14 protein-coding genes are annotated in these 17038 nt (G+C 38.1%); 4 read left to right on the top strand and 10 right to left on the bottom strand.

Annotated features, from left to right (window positions below; genetic code table 11):
• The first annotated feature begins 212 nt into the window (after positions 1-212).
• The gene (locus PVV70_RS06110) at positions 213-1604 is read left to right on the top strand and encodes an amino acid permease (RefSeq protein ID WP_273758383.1); all 1392 of its coding nucleotides are present in this window, start codon (positions 213-215) and stop codon (positions 1602-1604) included.
• Positions 1605-1726: 122 nt separating this feature from the next.
• Here the strand turns inward: PVV70_RS06110 and ilvC are convergent, their stop codons facing one another.
• The 3 genes from ilvC to PVV70_RS06095 all read right to left on the bottom strand — a co-directional run bounded on the left by ilvC (position 1727) and on the right by PVV70_RS06095 (position 5472).
• Positions 1727-2746: a ketol-acid reductoisomerase gene (ilvC, locus tag PVV70_RS06105; RefSeq protein WP_273758382.1), complete on the bottom strand. Its 1020-nt coding sequence runs from the start codon at positions 2744-2746 to the stop codon at positions 1727-1729.
• Positions 2747-3533: 787 nt separating this feature from the next.
• Positions 3534-4268 carry a pyridoxine 5'-phosphate synthase gene (locus tag PVV70_RS06100; RefSeq protein WP_273758381.1) on the bottom strand — a complete coding sequence of 245 codons (735 nt, stop codon included), beginning with the start codon at positions 4266-4268 and terminating at the stop codon, positions 3534-3536.
• A gap of 82 nt (positions 4269-4350) precedes the next feature.
• Complete coding sequence (locus tag PVV70_RS06095; RefSeq protein WP_273758380.1) at positions 4351-5472, bottom strand: ATP-dependent RecD-like DNA helicase; 1122 nt, start codon at positions 5470-5472, stop codon at positions 4351-4353.
• A gap of 464 nt (positions 5473-5936) precedes the next feature.
• Between PVV70_RS06095 and PVV70_RS06090 the strand changes: the two genes are divergently transcribed.
• From PVV70_RS06090 to PVV70_RS06080, 3 genes are all read left to right on the top strand, one after another.
• Entirely contained in the window at positions 5937-6863 is a 927-nt protein-coding gene (locus PVV70_RS06090) for a D-2-hydroxyacid dehydrogenase family protein (protein WP_273758379.1), read from the top strand.
• A 377-nt stretch (positions 6864-7240) separates the two neighbouring features.
• Entirely contained in the window at positions 7241-7636 is a 396-nt protein-coding gene (locus tag PVV70_RS06085; protein WP_273758378.1) for an MFS transporter, read from the top strand.
• Positions 7609-7782: a hypothetical protein gene (locus PVV70_RS06080; RefSeq protein WP_273758377.1), complete on the top strand. Its 174-nt coding sequence runs from the start codon at positions 7609-7611 to the stop codon at positions 7780-7782. The genes PVV70_RS06085 and PVV70_RS06080 overlap by 28 nt, the downstream gene beginning before the upstream one ends.
• A 249-nt stretch (positions 7783-8031) precedes the next feature.
• On the opposite strand, the gene PVV70_RS06075 is transcribed toward PVV70_RS06080, so the two are convergent.
• The 7 genes from PVV70_RS06075 to PVV70_RS06045 form a co-directional block, all read right to left on the bottom strand.
• Positions 8032-9834, bottom strand: a complete 1803-nt coding sequence (locus tag PVV70_RS06075; RefSeq protein ID WP_273758376.1) for an acetolactate synthase 3 large subunit — start codon at positions 9832-9834, stop codon at positions 8032-8034.
• A 235-nt stretch (positions 9835-10069) separates the two neighbouring features.
• A complete protein-coding gene (gene miaA, locus PVV70_RS06070) occupies positions 10070-10942 on the bottom strand; it encodes a tRNA (adenosine(37)-N6)-dimethylallyltransferase MiaA (protein WP_273758375.1) in 873 nt (290 codons plus the stop codon).
• Between the two features lie 913 nt (positions 10943-11855).
• Entirely contained in the window at positions 11856-13382 is a 1527-nt protein-coding gene (locus PVV70_RS06065) for a Do family serine endopeptidase (RefSeq protein ID WP_273758374.1), read from the bottom strand.
• Positions 13383-13531: 149 nt separating this feature from the next.
• Positions 13532-14467 (bottom strand): protease modulator HflC, encoded by a 936-nt coding sequence (gene hflC, locus PVV70_RS06060; protein WP_273758373.1) that lies wholly within the window; start codon positions 14465-14467, stop codon positions 13532-13534.
• 2 nt (positions 14468-14469) lie between these two features.
• A complete protein-coding gene (gene hflK / locus PVV70_RS06055) occupies positions 14470-15615 on the bottom strand; it encodes an FtsH protease activity modulator HflK (protein WP_273758372.1) in 1146 nt (381 codons plus the stop codon).
• Between the two features lie 120 nt (positions 15616-15735).
• Complete coding sequence (locus PVV70_RS06050; protein ID WP_273758371.1) at positions 15736-16245, bottom strand: dihydrofolate reductase; 510 nt, start codon at positions 16243-16245, stop codon at positions 15736-15738.
• Positions 16242-17036 carry a thymidylate synthase gene (locus PVV70_RS06045; protein WP_273758370.1) on the bottom strand — a complete coding sequence of 265 codons (795 nt, stop codon included), beginning with the start codon at positions 17034-17036 and terminating at the stop codon, positions 16242-16244. The genes PVV70_RS06050 and PVV70_RS06045 overlap by 4 nt, the downstream gene beginning before the upstream one ends.
• Positions 17037-17038: the final 2 nt, after the last annotated feature.

Below are 17038 nucleotides of genomic sequence, written 5' to 3'. Positions count from 1 at the left end.
ATATCCAAAAATTAAAATTTTATACTAATATTTATATAATATTAATTTTTGATAAAATAATTATAACATTAATCAATAAAATTTTTTCTTTATTTATATAAAATAATAGAAAAAAATTCCTTTACTCATTAAGCATATCATGTTCCGATAGAAAGGATTACCTTTTTTAGGGTAATTTTTATCTTAAAATAACTAAAGGGAACTTCCCAAAAATGAACAAACAAAATTTAGAAAAAAAAACTAAGAAGAAATTGCAACGTGGACTACATAACCGCCACATACAACTTATAGCCCTTGGTGGAGCGATTGGAACAGGTCTCTTTATGGGATCAGGAAAAACAATCAGTGTAGCAGGCCCCTCAATCCTCCTCGTTTATGCGATTATTGGTTGTGCTCTATACTTTGTCATGCGTGCTATGGGAGAATTATTGCTTTCTAATACACAATACCGATCTTTTATTGACTTCTCGACCGATCTTCTAGGACCATGTGCTGGATTCTTTATCGGCTGGACATATTGGTTGTGTTGGATTGTTACTGGAACTGCTGAAATTATTGCTATTGTCACTTATGCACATTTTTGGTGGCCTGAACTCAACCCATGGATTCCTGTTATCATTGCTCTTATGTCCTTTTTAATCCTTAACCTCGTCGCCGTAAAACTCTTTGGCGAACTTGAGTTCTGGTTTGGTTTTATCAAAATCGTAGCAATTTTAGTCTTAATTGTTGTGGGATTTTATATGATCTTCACCGGTTTTGTCTCTCCAAACGGTACGGTTGCTTCCCTTAACAATATATGGAATGGTGGAAATCTTTTTCCACGAGGGATTACTGGCTTTTTTGCTGGATTTCAAATTGCTATTTTTGCTTTTGTTGGCATTGAGCTCGCAGGAACAGCGGCAGCTGAAGTAAAAGAGCCTCAAAAAGCTTTACCCCAGGCTGTCAATTCAATACCAGTCCGCATTGTATTCTTTTATATTTTCTCTCTTCTTGTGATCATGTCTGTAATGCCTTGGGATCAAATTAGTCCAGAAAAAAGCCCATTTGTAACAATGTATGCACTTATTGGTATTCCAACTGCTGCTGGTTTGATGAATTTTGTTGTCCTCACAGCTGCCGCCTCTTCAGCAAATAGTGGAATTTTTTCTACCAGCCGTATGGTATATGGACTAGCAACACAAAAAGGAGCTCCTAAATTTTTAGGAAAACTTTCTCGTAAACATGTTCCAGCCAACGCATTATTCTTTTCATGTTTATGTATCTTATTAGGTTATGCGATTGTATCGTTATCTCAAACCCTTATAGCTGCTTTTACAATTGTTACGACAATTGCCGCAATTTTATTTATATTTGTATGGTCTATCATTTTGATCAGCTATATCATTTATCGTCGCAATCGTCCTCTCCAGCATACTGTCTCTCCTTATAAAATGCCAGGGGGTGTTGTGATGTGTTGGGCGCTTCTCGTTTTCTTTGTATTCATTATTTATTTATTGTCATTAGAAGCAGATACCGCCATAGCTTTAAAATATACGCCAGCATGGTTTATATTTTTAGGCATTGTATATTTTCTTTTTGGAAGAAAGAGTTATGCAAAAACTTAAAAAATAAAGCCCCTAAAAAATAAAACCTATGTGCAAAAAACATATAAAAAGGGTAACTCAAGTTACCCTTTTTTGATATTTGTTTATAAAACTATAGACGTGAAAAACATCTCTTAGAGGCTTTAATTACGCTCTTTATCAACCAAAGCATTAGATTTTATCCAAGGCATCATAGAACGAAGCTTTTTACCAACCTCTTCAATAGGATGATTATCATTTAAACGCCGCATACTTTTAAAATGAGCAGCACCTGCCTTATATTCTTGAATCCAATTCGATGTAAATTTACCCGTTTGAATATCTTTCAATATACGTTTCATTTCTGCTCTGGTTTCATCCGTAATCACACGTGGACCAGACATATATTCGCCCCATTCAGCTGTATTAGAAATCGAATAATTCATATTTGCAATGCCCCCTTCATACATGAGATCAACAATCAGTTTAACCTCATGTAAACACTCAAAATAAGCCATTTCTGGTGCATAGCCTGCTTGTGTTAGTGTTTCATACCCTGCTCGAATGAGTTCAACAAGACCACCACACAGAACTGCTTGTTCACCAAAAAGATCAGTCTCACACTCTTCTTTAAATGTTGTTTCAATCACCCCAGCGCGTCCACCACCAAGTCCACACGCATAAGATAATGCTACACTATGCGCATGCCCTGAAGCATCTTGTGCCACCGCTATTAAACAAGGAACACCACACCCCCGTTGGTATTCATGACGAACTGTATGGCCTGGACCTTTAGGAGCAATCATCACAATATCAACGGTTTTTTTAGGTTCAATCAAGCCAAAATGAATGCTCAAACCATGGGCAAAAGCAATCGCCGCCCCATCACGTAAATGGTCATGAATATGCTCTTTATAAATATCAGCTTGCAACTCATCTGGTGTTGCCATCATGATGAGATCTGCCCATTTTGCTGCTTCAGCAACACTCACCACTTCAAAACCATCAGCCTTAGCCTTTTTAACTGTTTCCGACCCTGAACGCAAAGCTATTTGAATATTTTGAACACCGGAATCTTTCAAATTTAAAGCGTGCGCACGTCCTTGAGAACCATAACCAACAATGGCTACTTTTTTCCCTTTTACGAGATTAACATCCGCATCACGATCATAATAAACACGCATAAAAACACTTCCTTCTTTTTCTATTTAAACTGGATTTCAGATTATTTTTATTAAACAAGAAACATTATCTTCAATGCATCACACAATCTCATAAAGACAAAAAACGCCGCTTATAAGAACACAGAAATTGAACAATCTTTAAAGTTTACACATACATATTGCACAGAAAAGACTGTGCTCCTCAGACATTCCCAAAACATATACGGATCCCCAAATAAACTTCAACTGCTGTCCTACAAAGATGATAATTACACAAAATAATATTTTCAAAGAAAATATATCTGCTAAGATTCTACTCTTCTATCACGCAACAGAACGTTATAGCCTAAAAATTAAGATACAACATACAATTTTAACATGAACCAAATCAATACGGATAGCAAGAAAAATTATACAATAACAAGTATTGTTTTAATACAGCCTTCATAAGCATATACAGCAATATCTATAAAATCATGAAAAGAAAACTTATACTTTTGACATTCTTTAGTAGTATTTCTTATGAAGCTATCTCTTTGTAAAAGCTGCTGCAACATTAAATCAGACAAAAAATGAATGCACTCACCCATTAAAATCCTACGCAATCCTTTATAAGGAAAATACTTTCAAAACCCTTTTTTTCATCGCTTCAAAGAAATTATAACAAGGAAATCTTTAAAATTCCTCATAATGAATGGTACGAATAAAAAGTATCTCATGTATTAAAAAACATAAAAAATAGAATAATTCAGATAAACTGGTAAAGTTTTATAAAAATTTTTCTTCCAACTTTATAAAGAGAAAAAGATTACGATAATAACCGAAGAAAACGCTGAACAGTCTCATGCATTCCATATTCCAACGCATCAGCAATAAGCCCATGACCAATAGAAACTTCATCAAGCCAAGGAATATTTTTGACAAGAGCAGGAAGATTCATAAGTGTCAGATCATGCCCTGCATTCGTACCTAATTGCAACTCTTTCGCTTTTTTTGCGGCTAAAACAATCTTACTAAGCTCTTGATCTTGTTTTATTTTATTCTGAAATGCACCACCGTAAGGTCCCGTGTAAAATTCCACACGATCAGCCCCTATTGCTTTAGCAATATCAAGACCATCGATAGAAGGATTAGCAAAAAGTGACACACGAATCTTTCTTTTTTTCAAATGCTGAATGATAGGCGCTAAAAATTCTGCATCATGAGCAAAATTCCACCCATGATCAGACGTTGACTGATCTGGATCATCAGGAACAAGAGTAATCTGATCTGCATAATTTTCAACGATATTCAAAAATCGATCACTTGGATAACCTTCAATATTAAACTCAGCCGTAGGAAAAGTGTTCTTTATTAAACCGTATATATCTGGCAAATCCGCAAAACGAATATGCCTTTCATCGGGGCGCGGATGAACCGTCAAACCTGCCGCTCCAGCGGCAAGCGCTATACGCCCAATATTCTCAATACTTGGCCACGGAAGATTACGTCGATTGCGCAAAACAGCAACAGCATTAAGATTAACCGAAAGTTTTATTGCCATGCCCATTTCCATTTTTTATAGCGTGTAACAAGATAGAAAAAAGGCTTTTTCCATCTGAAACTTAGATGATATACATTTTTTTCTATCGAACAATCGTTAAACGTTCTGCTGCGCGCGTAATTCCCGTATAAAGCCAGCGTGCATACATATCACGAAATGCAAAACTTTCATCAAACAAAACGACGTTATTCCATTGAGAACCTTGTGCTTTATGAACCGTCAAGGCATACCCATAATCAAAATCATCATATCGCTTTTTTAATGCCCACGAAATTTCCTGATCAGGATTTTCAAAGGCTGCTTTTAAAAGTTTAATCTTTGTTACCCCACGCTCACTTTCTTCTGGTTTCACCAGCAGATTAATACTTGGTTTAACTGTTTCTTTCTGTGAAGTCATCACCTTCCATAAAGAGCCATTTAACAAACCTTTAGGAGGATCATTTCGCAAACACACAAGCTTATCTCCTGCTTGTGGATACTCTGCTGTAAATCCCTTTAACATACGCAAACGCTGATTATAAAGGTGGCGTGTACGATTAATCCCTACCAAGACCTGATCCGCATCCAAAACCAATTGTTGATTGACCTCTTTACGTGTCACAACGCGCGCTTCTCCATAGTCACCATAAGCAATATCGCGTCCTTCACGTACATCCATAGCAAGACGTATAATCGGATTATCTCGCGCTTGTCGGTAAATTTCTGAGAGAAGAAAATCTGGTTCCCCATTGGAAAAAAAGCCTCCACCTGAGATAGGAGGCAATTGACCTGGATCACCAAGAACAAGAATTGGCGTCCGAAAGCTCATTAAATCACGCGCCAATTGTTCATCGACCATCGAGCACTCATCAACAATAATGAGTTTAGCTTGTGCAGCAGCACTTCTTCGATTTAATGTAAATGTTGGAGCAATAGACTTTTTTCCCGTAATTTCATCGGAAACTTCCTCTTCTCCACGTGGACAATAAATCAATGAATGAATCGTACAAGCATTGCTTGCACCTTTAGAACGCAAAACCTGCGCCGCCTTCCCTGTAAAAGCAGCAAACTGGACAGAACCATCAACTGTCTCTGCAAAATAGCGCGCAAGCGTCGTCTTACCCGTTCCCGCATAGCCAAAAAGACGGAAAAGAGGTGAACGCCCTTCCCTCAACCATGCGGAAACAGCCTTCAATGCATTATCCTGTTCCGACGAAAACTGCATTATTTACCAAAATAAGATTCGCATAAAAAGAGCAAGCATTTTGAAAAAAAACGACGATCAAGAAAAACTTTTTTATTAAGAATTGCTGACACACGCCCATCTAACAACTTTACATAGCACAATTATCAATTATTTACCCATTTCTTTTTCAAGATATTGTAATTTTATGAATACTATTTGACACAATCAATCAGCTTTCTTGCACATAAAAATAAAGTACATCCACTATTACGAAATAATAATTAAATATATCAAAAACCTTTTGCCAGAAAAAGACATAGCTCTCAACAAAACGAATTAATCCTATGATGATACATCTATAAAGTTCCTATCTCCCTCTTATCATGATTTTAATAAATTGACTCTTCATGCTACAAATAAGTTATATCTCAACGAATAAAGAGAGACATCACGCTTATATGAAGCACGCTTTATCTCGCACAAATATACAGGGGAGGTTTAAATTGAAAATATTAATTCCAGATGACTATCAAAAAGCCACCCTAACATTGCAGTCTATTACAAAATTAATGAAATCGCATGAAGTGCTGGTTATAAATAATTTAGCTAAAGAATGTGATTTAGAAGATAAGCTCAAAGAGATAGATATTCTTATCTTAATCAGAGAGCGGACTATCGTTGATAGAAATTTTCTCCTGAAACTGCCAAATTTAAAATTAATCTGCCAAACAGGCCCTATAGGTTCACATATTGACATAGAAGCTTGTAGAGACTTCGGAATTGAAATATTAGATGGTGGTGGAGATCCAACTTCTGCTGCTGAATTTGCATGGCTCTTAATGATGTCTGCACGGAGAACACTCTATAAATCTGTGTCTGATATGAAAAAAGGGCGGTGGCAAACAACATTTGGCAACCAAATGAAAGGAGCTACTCTTGGAATATTCGGGTTTGGGCGTATTGGTAAAATGGTTGCTCAATATGCTCAAACTTTTGGCATGTCCATTTTGGTTTATGGGAGCGAACGCTCAACGCAAGAAGCAAAAAATTTAGGTTATCATTTTACGCATTCAAAAGATGAATTTTTTAGACGTCCTGACATTATATCTGTACATTTACGTTTAAGCGATAAAACCATAGAAATCATTCAATTAGAGGATCTACTGAGCATGAAACCTCATGCTATTTTTGTCAACACAGCGCGTTCAGCTTTGGTTGAAAAAGGCGCGATAGAAAAAATACTAAGTTTGGAAAATTCAACTTACTTTGCGCTGGATGTTTATGACAGCGAGCCAGTATATAAGAGCAAATTATTGCAATCAAAGAGAGTTCTTTGCACACCGCACTTGGGCTATGTGACTGAAGAAAGCTTTGAGAATTATATGGAAAAAGCTTGCCAAAATATAGCGTCTTTTATGAAGAGAACTTAATGCTGGCTGAGCTAATGTTTGTAAAATTTATCTTATATCCTGCTAGCCTATCAAATTTGCACGACACATAATAGCTTATTTCCTTAAATGAAGCGTATACCTTGGCTTTCAATCATATTGACAGATTTTTATGTCATCCGCATAAAATACCTCATTGATTGCTGCAATCATTATAAAAAAGGTGATTTTATTGGAAGATACTTTCACTGGAGGGGGCATAGTGAGCAATAATAAATTTATAGAAAAAAATATTATCGATGGGTTGTGTTGTTTGTTGCTACTATCGCTCAAGCATCAGCTTGCTTCTTTGTTCAAGGGATTGGTCCTTTAGCTGATTTTTTAAGAGGGATTTCTCGCTGAATGACTCTCAAATAGGTTTGCTGTCTTCAGCAGCGCAATTCCTACCTATTATTGGATTACTTATAGCTGGCGAATTACTAGACAAGTTTAACGAGCGCTATATTGTTGGCGTTGGCGCACTCGGCGTTTCTGTCGCTCTTTTGTTGGGAGCAATCGCAGATAACTATATTTCCCTTTTTGTTTGTTTGCTTATTGTAGGGGGATTTTATAGTTCTCCTCAACCTAGTGGCGCTAAATCTGTTTCTTCATGGTTTCCACAATCGCAGCGCGGATTTGCAATGAGAATAAGGCAGGCGGGACTACCATTAGGTGGGGCATTAGCTGGGATGGTTCTTCCTGCGAGTGCGCTTGTCTATGGCATACAAATGGCATACAAGATGCGTTTTTGGTCGGTGCCATCGTTTCTTTTTTAGGGGGATGCATCTTTATTATTTTTTCTCACGCACCAGCAAAAGTTGTCGCTATCGTTCCCAAAAGCAAGGCAAAAGTTTCGTTCTATGCAAATCCGCGCTGCGATTGTGGAAACCATGAAGAAACAGATTTAGCGCCACTAGATTGAGGAGAACTATAAAATCCCCCTACAATAAGCAAACATCGCGTACAAATAAATTCAAACATAATTGGGCACACGACTTATAACATTTTTCAAATGAACAAATAATCATACACCCCCTGTCTTTAAACAAAGAATGAAAATCATAAAATAAGCTCTAAGGATAATAGGAACGCTCCACAAAAAAGAGACAGAGATGAAGACTTCAAAGACTTCATCATCATCATCCTTCACTATTTGGTTAACATATTCATTTTATACAAGAATCTTTCCCTCGGAAGAAACAGCATTTGCAACAGCTTCCTCGCTTGCTTCATCGGGTAATAACATCTCATTATGGGCACATCCCGATGGGATCATGGGAAAACAATTTTCTAAATGATAAACACGACAATCGAAAAGAACAGGCTTATCACTGTCAATCATTTGCTGAATTTTATCATCAAGTTCATCGGGTTTTGAACAATAAATCCCTAAGGCTCCATAAGCTTGTGCCAATTTCACAAAATCAGGCATTGATTCCGTATAAGAATGAGAAAGGCGATTACCATGCAACAATTGCTGCCATTGTCGCACCATCCCCATATATTGATTATTTAAAATAAAAATTTTCACAGGTGTATCATGCTGAATAGCTGTTGCAAGTTCTTGAATATTCATCTGAATGGAAGCATCACCAGAAATACACAAAACAAGCGCATCAGGATGGGCGATTTGAACACCAATTGCCGCAGGAAGACCATACCCCATCGTTCCAAGACCACCAGAAGTCATCCAATGTTTTGGTTCATCAAAGTGATAATATTGCGCTGCCCACATCTGATGCTGTCCGACATCCGTTGTAATATAAGCACGAGCATCTTTGGTCAGTGCATAAAGCCGTTCAAGAGCATATTGGGGCATGATAAGATCTTTTTTTTCCATGTATGCCAATGAATTACGAGTTCTCCAGCGATTAATTTGCGTCCACCATATTTTTCGACTTTCTTGATCAAACTTTGATTGATGCTCATGCAAATGTTGCATTATATCTGCCAAAACATGCCCCACATCGCCAATAAGTGAAACTTCTGCTTTGACGATTTTATTGATTGAAGAAGGATCAATATCAATATGAATAATACGCGCATGAGGTGCAAATGCATCAAGGCGCCCTGTGATACGATCATCAAACCGAGCTCCAACAGCCACCATAACATCACAATCATGCATAGCCATATTAGCCTCATAGGTTCCATGCATTCCCAGCATTCCGAGCCAATTTTTTCCAGAAGCAGGATACGCACCAAGTCCCATTAAGGTTGAAGTAATCGGAAAATCTCCCCATTGAACCAAATTACGCAAGAGCTGGATAGCCTGCCCCCCCGATGAAATAACACCACCACCAGAATAAATAACAGGACGTTTTGCCTCAACTAAAAGAGAAACAGCAGTTTCAATAGCCTCACGATTATTCCCTTTCAACGATAGAGAAGAATGCAAAGACTCTTGAACTTGAGGCGCCCTATAAAATCCTGAAGCAAATTGAACATCCTTGGGAATATCAATCAAAACCGGTCCTGGGCGTCCCGAACGTGCAAGAGAAAAAGCTTCATGAATAATGTCCGCAAGATCATTGACATCTTTAACCAACCAATTACCCTTCGTACAAGGCTTTGTAATTCCAACTGTATCAGCCTCTTGAAAAGCATTTGTTCCAATCAGTGTTGTCGCTACTTGACCAGAAAAACAAACAAGAGGGATAGAATCCATGAGAGCATCTTGCAAAGGTGTCACAGCATTCGTTGCCCCTGGACCAGAAGTCACAAGCATCACACCGACCTTTCCAGTACTGCGTGCATAGCCTTCAGCGGCATGCCCCGCTGCTTGTTCATGACGCACCAAAATATGCTGGAGTGTATCTTGGTGATAAAGAACGTCAAAAATAGGAAGAACAGCCCCACCAGGGTAACCAAAAATATGTGTAACCCCTTGATCTATAAGAGCCTGAACCACTATTTCAGCCCCCGACATTACTTTTCCATCTGCACTCTCTTGCTGTCTTGGATCGTTTCTCATTTTTCCCACTCACCTACTTGATAGGACAATAAAAAAAGCCCCTAACGGAGCCCATAAAAAAAGACTCTCAAGGAGCCCACTACACAACACATATTGTATGATCTCCCCCTTTATTCCAACGCATAAAATATATAAAAAACTCTTTGTAGAGAAATTTTTAATTCCATTGAACCCTTTCGTCAATAAAAAATTAATATTTTCTCAAAAATTTCTTCTTAAAGCTCCAGTGCTTTCTTCAAGAATTAAGCCTCCATTCTTCATCAAATTGATGACGAAACCACGTCATTTGTCTTTTTGCATATCTTCTCGTTTGTGTTTTCACCGCTTCCAGAGCATTTTCAAAACTTCTATATCCATCCAAATAAGCCATAAATTCAGGTATACCAATCGCTTTCATCGCTGGTAGTGAAGGGGAAAGCATAAGTTTCTTTATGGCCACCACCTCTTCTAAAGCGCCTTGTTCAATCATAGAGTCCAAGCGTTTATGAATACGTTCATAAAGCAAAGGACGTGGTAACATGAGAAGAATTTTTTCAGCACAATGAGACGCGATGAGAGGCGTTGTTTTTTGCTTCTGCCACCAACTGAGTTTCTCACCGGTTGCCTCATAAACTTCCAAAGCACGAACAATACGCTGTCCATCTTGCGAAGAAATCTTTTCAGCAACAACAGCATCAATCTGTAACAACTGGCGATAAAGACTTGCAACACCCTCTTTATCAAGCAGCAAGCGCCATTTCTGCCGCACAACATCTGGAACATGAGGAATTTGCGAAATCCCTTCCAAAAGAGCACGAAAATAAAGTCCTGTTCCACCAACAAAAATAATGGATTTCGATGTAAAAGTAACCAACAGTTTCTCAACATCACACAACCATTGTCCTACAGAATAATTCAAAGCAGGACTCACATGGCCATAAAGATAATGGGGAACAATCGCAGTATCAGCTGCCCTCGGCCGTGCCGTTAAAATATTTAAAACGTCATAAACCTGCATTGAATCAGTGTTAATAATGAGAGCATTTCTTTCTTGAGCCATTTGCAAAGCAAGTTCTGATTTCCCACTTGCCGTGGGCCCTGCTATCAATGTAATTGTTCTCTGTGTCATGAAGAGAAATTCCTACCCATCAGAAACTTATTGCAACATGCATAACTACCTGCAAAGCTCCTGTATTTTTTATCCATTATCATAAAGTAAAAACTTTATAAAAATACGAACAAGACTTCACCTTCAAGATAAAGAAAATCCTTATGAAAATTAAAAAAGAAAAAATGGACTTAATAACAACATCAAAGGAATTTCAAAGAATCTTTTGCTATCATACTTCAATAATAAACCATAGCCATAATCATTCTGTCCATTAAGCCCTTTGTCTTCATTTATGACAATAATACTAAGCTAAACTTATACAATCAAACAGATTTATTTTGCCTATAACAACAGCATATTGCTCTAGCTTAAGAATAAAAGCCCTAGAAACTTTCTTCTTCACTCTTTCTTTGGTATCATTATTTTTTTTCATTCATCATAAAGAAAGATGTCAATATATCGATAGCTTATTGAGTCTAATACCATTTTTCTATGGAATGACTTTTTCACCCTGAAGAGAAAAAACATTCTCTACAGCATAAAAAGTATAATTACAAAGTGCTGAAAATCTTCCTAGATAAAACATTATTTATAATAATTGAGCGTTTTGCAATTTACCTGCGAGCTCCATAAGATTGATTTATTTTGTTCCTTCTCTCATCAGAAACGATATCAATACCATTCACCTGCGCGACAGAAGTTATAAAAATCGCTTTAAGAAAGACGGCAAATATGATTACTAACTTGTACTTTATTTAGCGCAAAAATGGAGCCGTCCAATGGACTTTATGTCATACAATCCACACTCTCCATCATAAAATAGGCTTTTTAAAATACTAGATAGATATCAGGTTGAGCTACCTAAATACCCACATATCAAGGCTAATAAAAACAAAAAAACGAATTCTTCAAACATCAATCCTATAAGGCATCAATCCATTGGGATCGTTACAAACCGTAACTCTCCATCTGGACGCGCTACAATGAATAGAGCATTTTTGCGTCCAGCTTCACGTAATTTATGAAAACGTTTTTTAGCCTCATCAATTGTTGTAATAGCACTCTGATTGATATCAACAATCACTTCACCAACGCGAATACGCTTTTTATCTGCAGCGCTATTTTGTGTAACAGATGTCACCATGAGTCCTCGAAGTTTATCTGAAATTGAATAACGATGACGTAAATCCTCTGTCAATTCAGATAACGTCATGCCCATCAATTGCATTGTCGCACTTTTCGGCAGATCATTGCCTTTTTTATCATCGACTTCTTCTTCTGTATCTTCATTGTCATCGGTCTCAATCAAACGTCCAAGCTTAACTTTTACAGTTTTTTCTTGCCCATTCCGAAAAATAGTAACATCCACAACTTTTCCTTCTGAACTCTCCGCAACTAAACGGGTTAAATCACGTGCATGCTTAATTTTGGAATTCCCAAAGGAAAAAATAACATCTCCTGTTTGCAACTGGCTATTATCGACATTATTTTTTTCCGTCTGTTCTATTTTACCAGCCACTAACGCTCCTACAGCATTGTCTAGTTTTAAACTTTTTGCAATATCCTCTGTCACCGGCTGAATACGAATAGCCAACCAACCACGCCTTATTTCTCCAAAATCACGCAACTGGTTAATCACAGAAAGAGCCATATCCGACGGAATAGCAAACCCAATACCGATCGATCCTCCAGAAGGGGAAACAATGGCTGTATTAATGCCTATGACTTCACCATTTCTATCAAATAACGGACCACCAGAATTGCCTCGATTAATCGCTGCATCTGTTTGAATAAAATTATCATAAGGACCAGCATTAAGATCACGGTTACGAGCAGAAATAATACCAACCGTTACACTCCCACCAAAACCATAAGGATTACCAATGGCCATAACCCAGTCACCAATACGTGCTTTTTCTGAATCACCAAAACGTACAGCTTTTAATTTTTTACTTCCCACATCCACCTGAAGCAACGCCAAATCCGTTTTGCTATCCTTGCCAAGGAGTTTTGCCTTGAGTTTTGCACCATCCGTAAAATTCACTTCAATATCATCAGCATCAACGATAACATGATAATTTGTAACAATAAGCCCTTTTTGCGCATCAATTACAAAACCAGACCCCAGAGAGCGTACCTTTTGAAATTGACTATTTTTTCCCCCCTCTTTGGGTGTAAAAAAATCATTAAAATATTCTTCCAGCAATGAATCTTTTGGAATAATGGGTATCGAAGTATTTTCATCCTGTTCTGTTCCTTCAACAGTCTGTGCCGTAGAAATATTCACCACCGTCTCCAAAAGCTCAGCAGCTAAATCAGGAACGGAAGGAAATGTTTTATTTGTCTCTGCGCTCCAAGACAAACGCATGGATCCTGATAAAAACAAAAACACACAAAAGACAACTCTTGTGATAAAAGACTTCAAAAATATATTTCTACTCACAATACTTCTACCCATGACATGCCTTTAAACCAAAGCCGTAGAGAGCCTTACTTAATACTATTATGCAAAATCAGTATGGCTTAACATTCTCTTACATTCATCATAAAAACAAGGAGCTATAGAGGATACTGCTCATACGAGTACCCTCCCACACATTGTTTCATCTATTCCCCACTGGACTTTGAATCAGTTTTACTCAAACTAGAACTCATTGTTGATGAAAGTTTTTTCTTTGCTTGCGGAGAATTTCGAAAATAAAAAAAGAAATCCTCATTTGGTGAAATCACCATCGGTATTCTCTCTAAATTCTTATACTGCTCCATCGCTAACCAAAAATCGTAAAAAGATGGATCAGCTTCTCGCGCTTTAAGTAAAATGCGAATACTTTCAGCTTGTCCTTCACCACGCGTAATTTCAGCATCACGCTTTGCAGCCGCCACAATTTCTTCATATTCACGATTTGCCTCTGCGACAATACGATCTCGCTCTTGCTGACCACGAGCGCGAATATTTTCAGCAACCGCTTCCCGCTCCGCAGCCATTTGCCGATAAACATCTTCTGAAACAGCATCGGTTAAATCGGTTTTTCGAATACGCACATCAACAATCTTAATACCCAGCGAACCTGCATCTATAGAAAATTGCCTTTGAACCTCAGCCATCATCGCACCTCGTTCATCCGATAAGGCTGCTTTAAATTCTCGCTTACCATAAACAGCCCGCAAAGCGTCAATAAAGCGTGGTGCAAGATTTTCACGTGCTGCAATTTGCGGGCGCCCTGAAGCAATACGCTGTAAAAACAATTTAGGATCCATAATACGATAAATAAAGAACGCATCCACTTCATAATAAGCCCCCCCACGAACTTGCACAGATTGTGTAGGAACATCGTAACGCAACAACCGATTATCCACGACAATCATCTTATCCACAAAAGGTATTTTCACATAAATTCCAGGATTAGATTCTACCTTAACGATCTGTCCGAAACGCTTAATAGCAACTTGTTGACGAGGATAGACAACAAAAAATGACATCCACAACATGATCAAAAAAATTATTATGGTACTAAAAACAAACAAAAAACGAGACTGCTGCATGATTAACGTCCTCCAGAAATCTGAGTATCCAAGAGCGATGTAGAACGTGCTGATTTTATTTTTGCTTTTTCTGATAAATTATTACGCAGCAATTCATTCAAAGAAAGATAAGGCACCGCAGGAGAATTAATTTGATCAAGAACCAATTTATTGGGTGAAGAAAAAATACGCCCCATCGTCTCCATATAAAGACGATAACGCGCAGCCTCTGGTGAAATTGCAGCCTCACGGGCTATAGCCTGAAAACGTTCAGCACGCCCGCGTGCCTCTTCAACCATTTGTGCTTTTTCACCTTTTGCAATTTCTCGTGTACGGGAAGCTTCACCATTTGCTAAACCAATTTTTGTAAAACGCACACGATTTCCTTCTTCAATCATCCGACCACGTTCTTGCTCAGCCTGCTGCACAGAATTAAACGCCGCAGCAACTTTGGTAGGAGGAGCAGCTTCACTGATCGATACACGGCTTATTTCAACCCCGAGTTGATACTTATCAACAGTCAACTGGGTAATCTTTCTCACATCGTTAGCAACTTCTTCTTTTTTATCGCGTAAAACATCATCAACAGGTCTTGAGCCAATGACCTCTCGCATTGCACTTTCAGCGACCTGACGAACTGTTCCTTCTTGATCATTCACATTAAATAAAAATTGTCCTGGATGTGAAATGCGATAGTAAACAGAAAAATTGACATTCACAATATTTTGATCACTCGACAGCATCAAACCTTCACTTTGTTGTCTCTGTCCAGGCTGTCCACCAATTGCAATTGTTTTTTCCGTTAAAGGGACTTTCATATAAGTCTCAATGGGCCAAAAATGAAAATGCAATCCATCACCGATAATTTCTTCTTTAGGCACACCGAAACGTAATTCTACTGCTTGCTCATTTTGTTGAACAATATAAAGTGACTGATAGAGGAAAAAACACACAGCAAGCAGAAGGAACAAAACAAAAACACCCCCTCGACTAAATTGTTTAAAGTGATCCTGTCCTTTACGCAAAATATCATCAAGATTGGGGCCATTTCCGCCACCATTATTGCCACCAGAACCAAAAAGATTCTTAGCCGATGCCTTTTTGTCACCACTGTTCTTATTTTTATCGCCACTCCACGGGCCACCACCATTTTGATTTGTCCAGGGCATTATCACCTCTTTAACTGACTACCATTCATTCAAATACCAACCCTTCACTTAAAGCCTATAGGGTTCCTTTTATCTCAATTACGCAACGGATAAACCCTTTCCACTTCATATGACAAAAAATTATTTCCGCTCATAAACAACAAAACGTGTCGGATGACTATCTTTATCCCCTTTTGGAATATCTTGTGTTTGCACAATAGTCCACTTTTCTTTATCAAAAATAGGAAAAAAACAATCACCATCTATAGAAGCTAAAACTTCTGTAAGGAACATTTTATCAGCAAGACCAAACCCTTGTTGAAAAATTTCACCCCCACCAATAATAAAAATTTCCTCTACATCATTTTGAGAAACAACACGTGTTGCAAGAGAACATGCCTGTGATAAAGAATGCGCAACAACAGCCCCTTCAGCGCTAAAGGTACAATCACGCGTAATGACGATATTTTTGCGCCCTGGTAAAGGTCTCCCGATAGAATCCCAAGTTTTTCGCCCCATTATAATAGGCTTACCCAACGTCAACGCCTTAAAGCGTTGCAAATCTGTCGATAAATGCCAAGGCATTTCACCTTTACAACCAATAACGCCATTTTCTGCAACAGCAGCAATTAAACAAATGGAAATCTTCATATTGCTACCGGCGCTTTAATATGGGGGTGTGCATCATAATTAAGCAATTCAAAATCCTCAAATTTAAAAGAAAAAAGATCTGTTACCGCTGGATTTATACGCATACAGGGCAAAGCATTTGGTATACGAGACAATTGGTGTTTTGCCTGTTCAAAATGATTAGAATAAAGATGCGCGTCCCCCAACGTGTGAATAAAATCACCAACTTTAAGGCCACTGACTTGCGCAATCATCATCGTTAACAATGCATAGGACGCAATATTAAATGGAACCCCTAAGAAAATATCCGCCGAACGCTGGTAAAGCTGACAGGATAATTTACCCTCAGCAATATAAAATTGAAAAAAACAATGACAAGGTGGCAGAGCCATCTCTTCTATTAATGCGGGGTTCCATGCTGACACAATCAAGCGACGAGAATGAGGCGTCTCCTTAATCATCGTCAACAGATCACTGATTTGATCAATATAGCGTCCATCAGGAGCAGGCCAAGAGCGCCACTGATACCCATAAACAGGACCAAGATTTCCTTGTTTATCAGCCCATTCGTCCCAAATAGATACACCATGCTCCTTCAACCATGCAATATTTGTATCGCCTTTAAGAAACCATAGAAGCTCATAAATAATTGAACGTAAGTGTAATTTCTTTGTTGTCAACAATGGAAATCCTGCTTGTAAATCAAAACGCATCTGATACCCAAAAATAGATCGTGTTCCCACCCCCGTCCGATCCGTACGATCAATACCCTGATTTAAAACATGCGATAAAAGAGCAAGATATGATTTCATAA

This window comes from Bartonella sp. AU55XJBT (genome assembly GCF_028618525.1).
Note: the sequence above shows the minus strand (reverse complement) of the source record. Positions and strands in the feature narration are given on the sequence as shown.

Excerpts from the sequence above, each read along its gene's own strand:
- ilvC (WP_273758382.1), bottom strand. The coding sequence starts at position 2,746 with ATGCGTGTTTATTATGATCGTGATGCGGATGTTAATCTCGTAAAAGGG.
- PVV70_RS06050 (WP_273758371.1), bottom strand. The coding sequence starts at position 16,245 with ATGAAGATTTCCATTTGTTTAATTGCTGCTGTTGCAGAAAATGGCGTT.
- PVV70_RS06065 (WP_273758374.1), bottom strand. The coding sequence starts at position 13,382 with ATGGGTAGAAGTATTGTGAGTAGAAATATATTTTTGAAGTCTTTTATC.
- PVV70_RS06110 (WP_273758383.1), top strand. The coding sequence starts at position 213 with ATGAACAAACAAAATTTAGAAAAAAAAACTAAGAAGAAATTGCAACGT.
- hflC (WP_273758373.1), bottom strand. The coding sequence starts at position 14,467 with ATGCAGCAGTCTCGTTTTTTGTTTGTTTTTAGTACCATAATAATTTTT.
- PVV70_RS06045 (WP_273758370.1), bottom strand. The coding sequence starts at position 17,036 with ATGAAATCATATCTTGCTCTTTTATCGCATGTTTTAAATCAGGGTATT.
- hflK (WP_273758372.1), bottom strand. The coding sequence starts at position 15,615 with ATGCCCTGGACAAATCAAAATGGTGGTGGCCCGTGGAGTGGCGATAAA.
- miaA (WP_273758375.1), bottom strand. The coding sequence starts at position 10,942 with ATGACACAGAGAACAATTACATTGATAGCAGGGCCCACGGCAAGTGGG.
- PVV70_RS06095 (WP_273758380.1), bottom strand. The coding sequence starts at position 5,472 with ATGCAGTTTTCGTCGGAACAGGATAATGCATTGAAGGCTGTTTCCGCA.
- PVV70_RS06075 (WP_273758376.1), bottom strand. The coding sequence starts at position 9,834 with ATGAGAAACGATCCAAGACAGCAAGAGAGTGCAGATGGAAAAGTAATG.
- PVV70_RS06100 (WP_273758381.1), bottom strand. The coding sequence starts at position 4,268 with ATGGCAATAAAACTTTCGGTTAATCTTAATGCTGTTGCTGTTTTGCGC.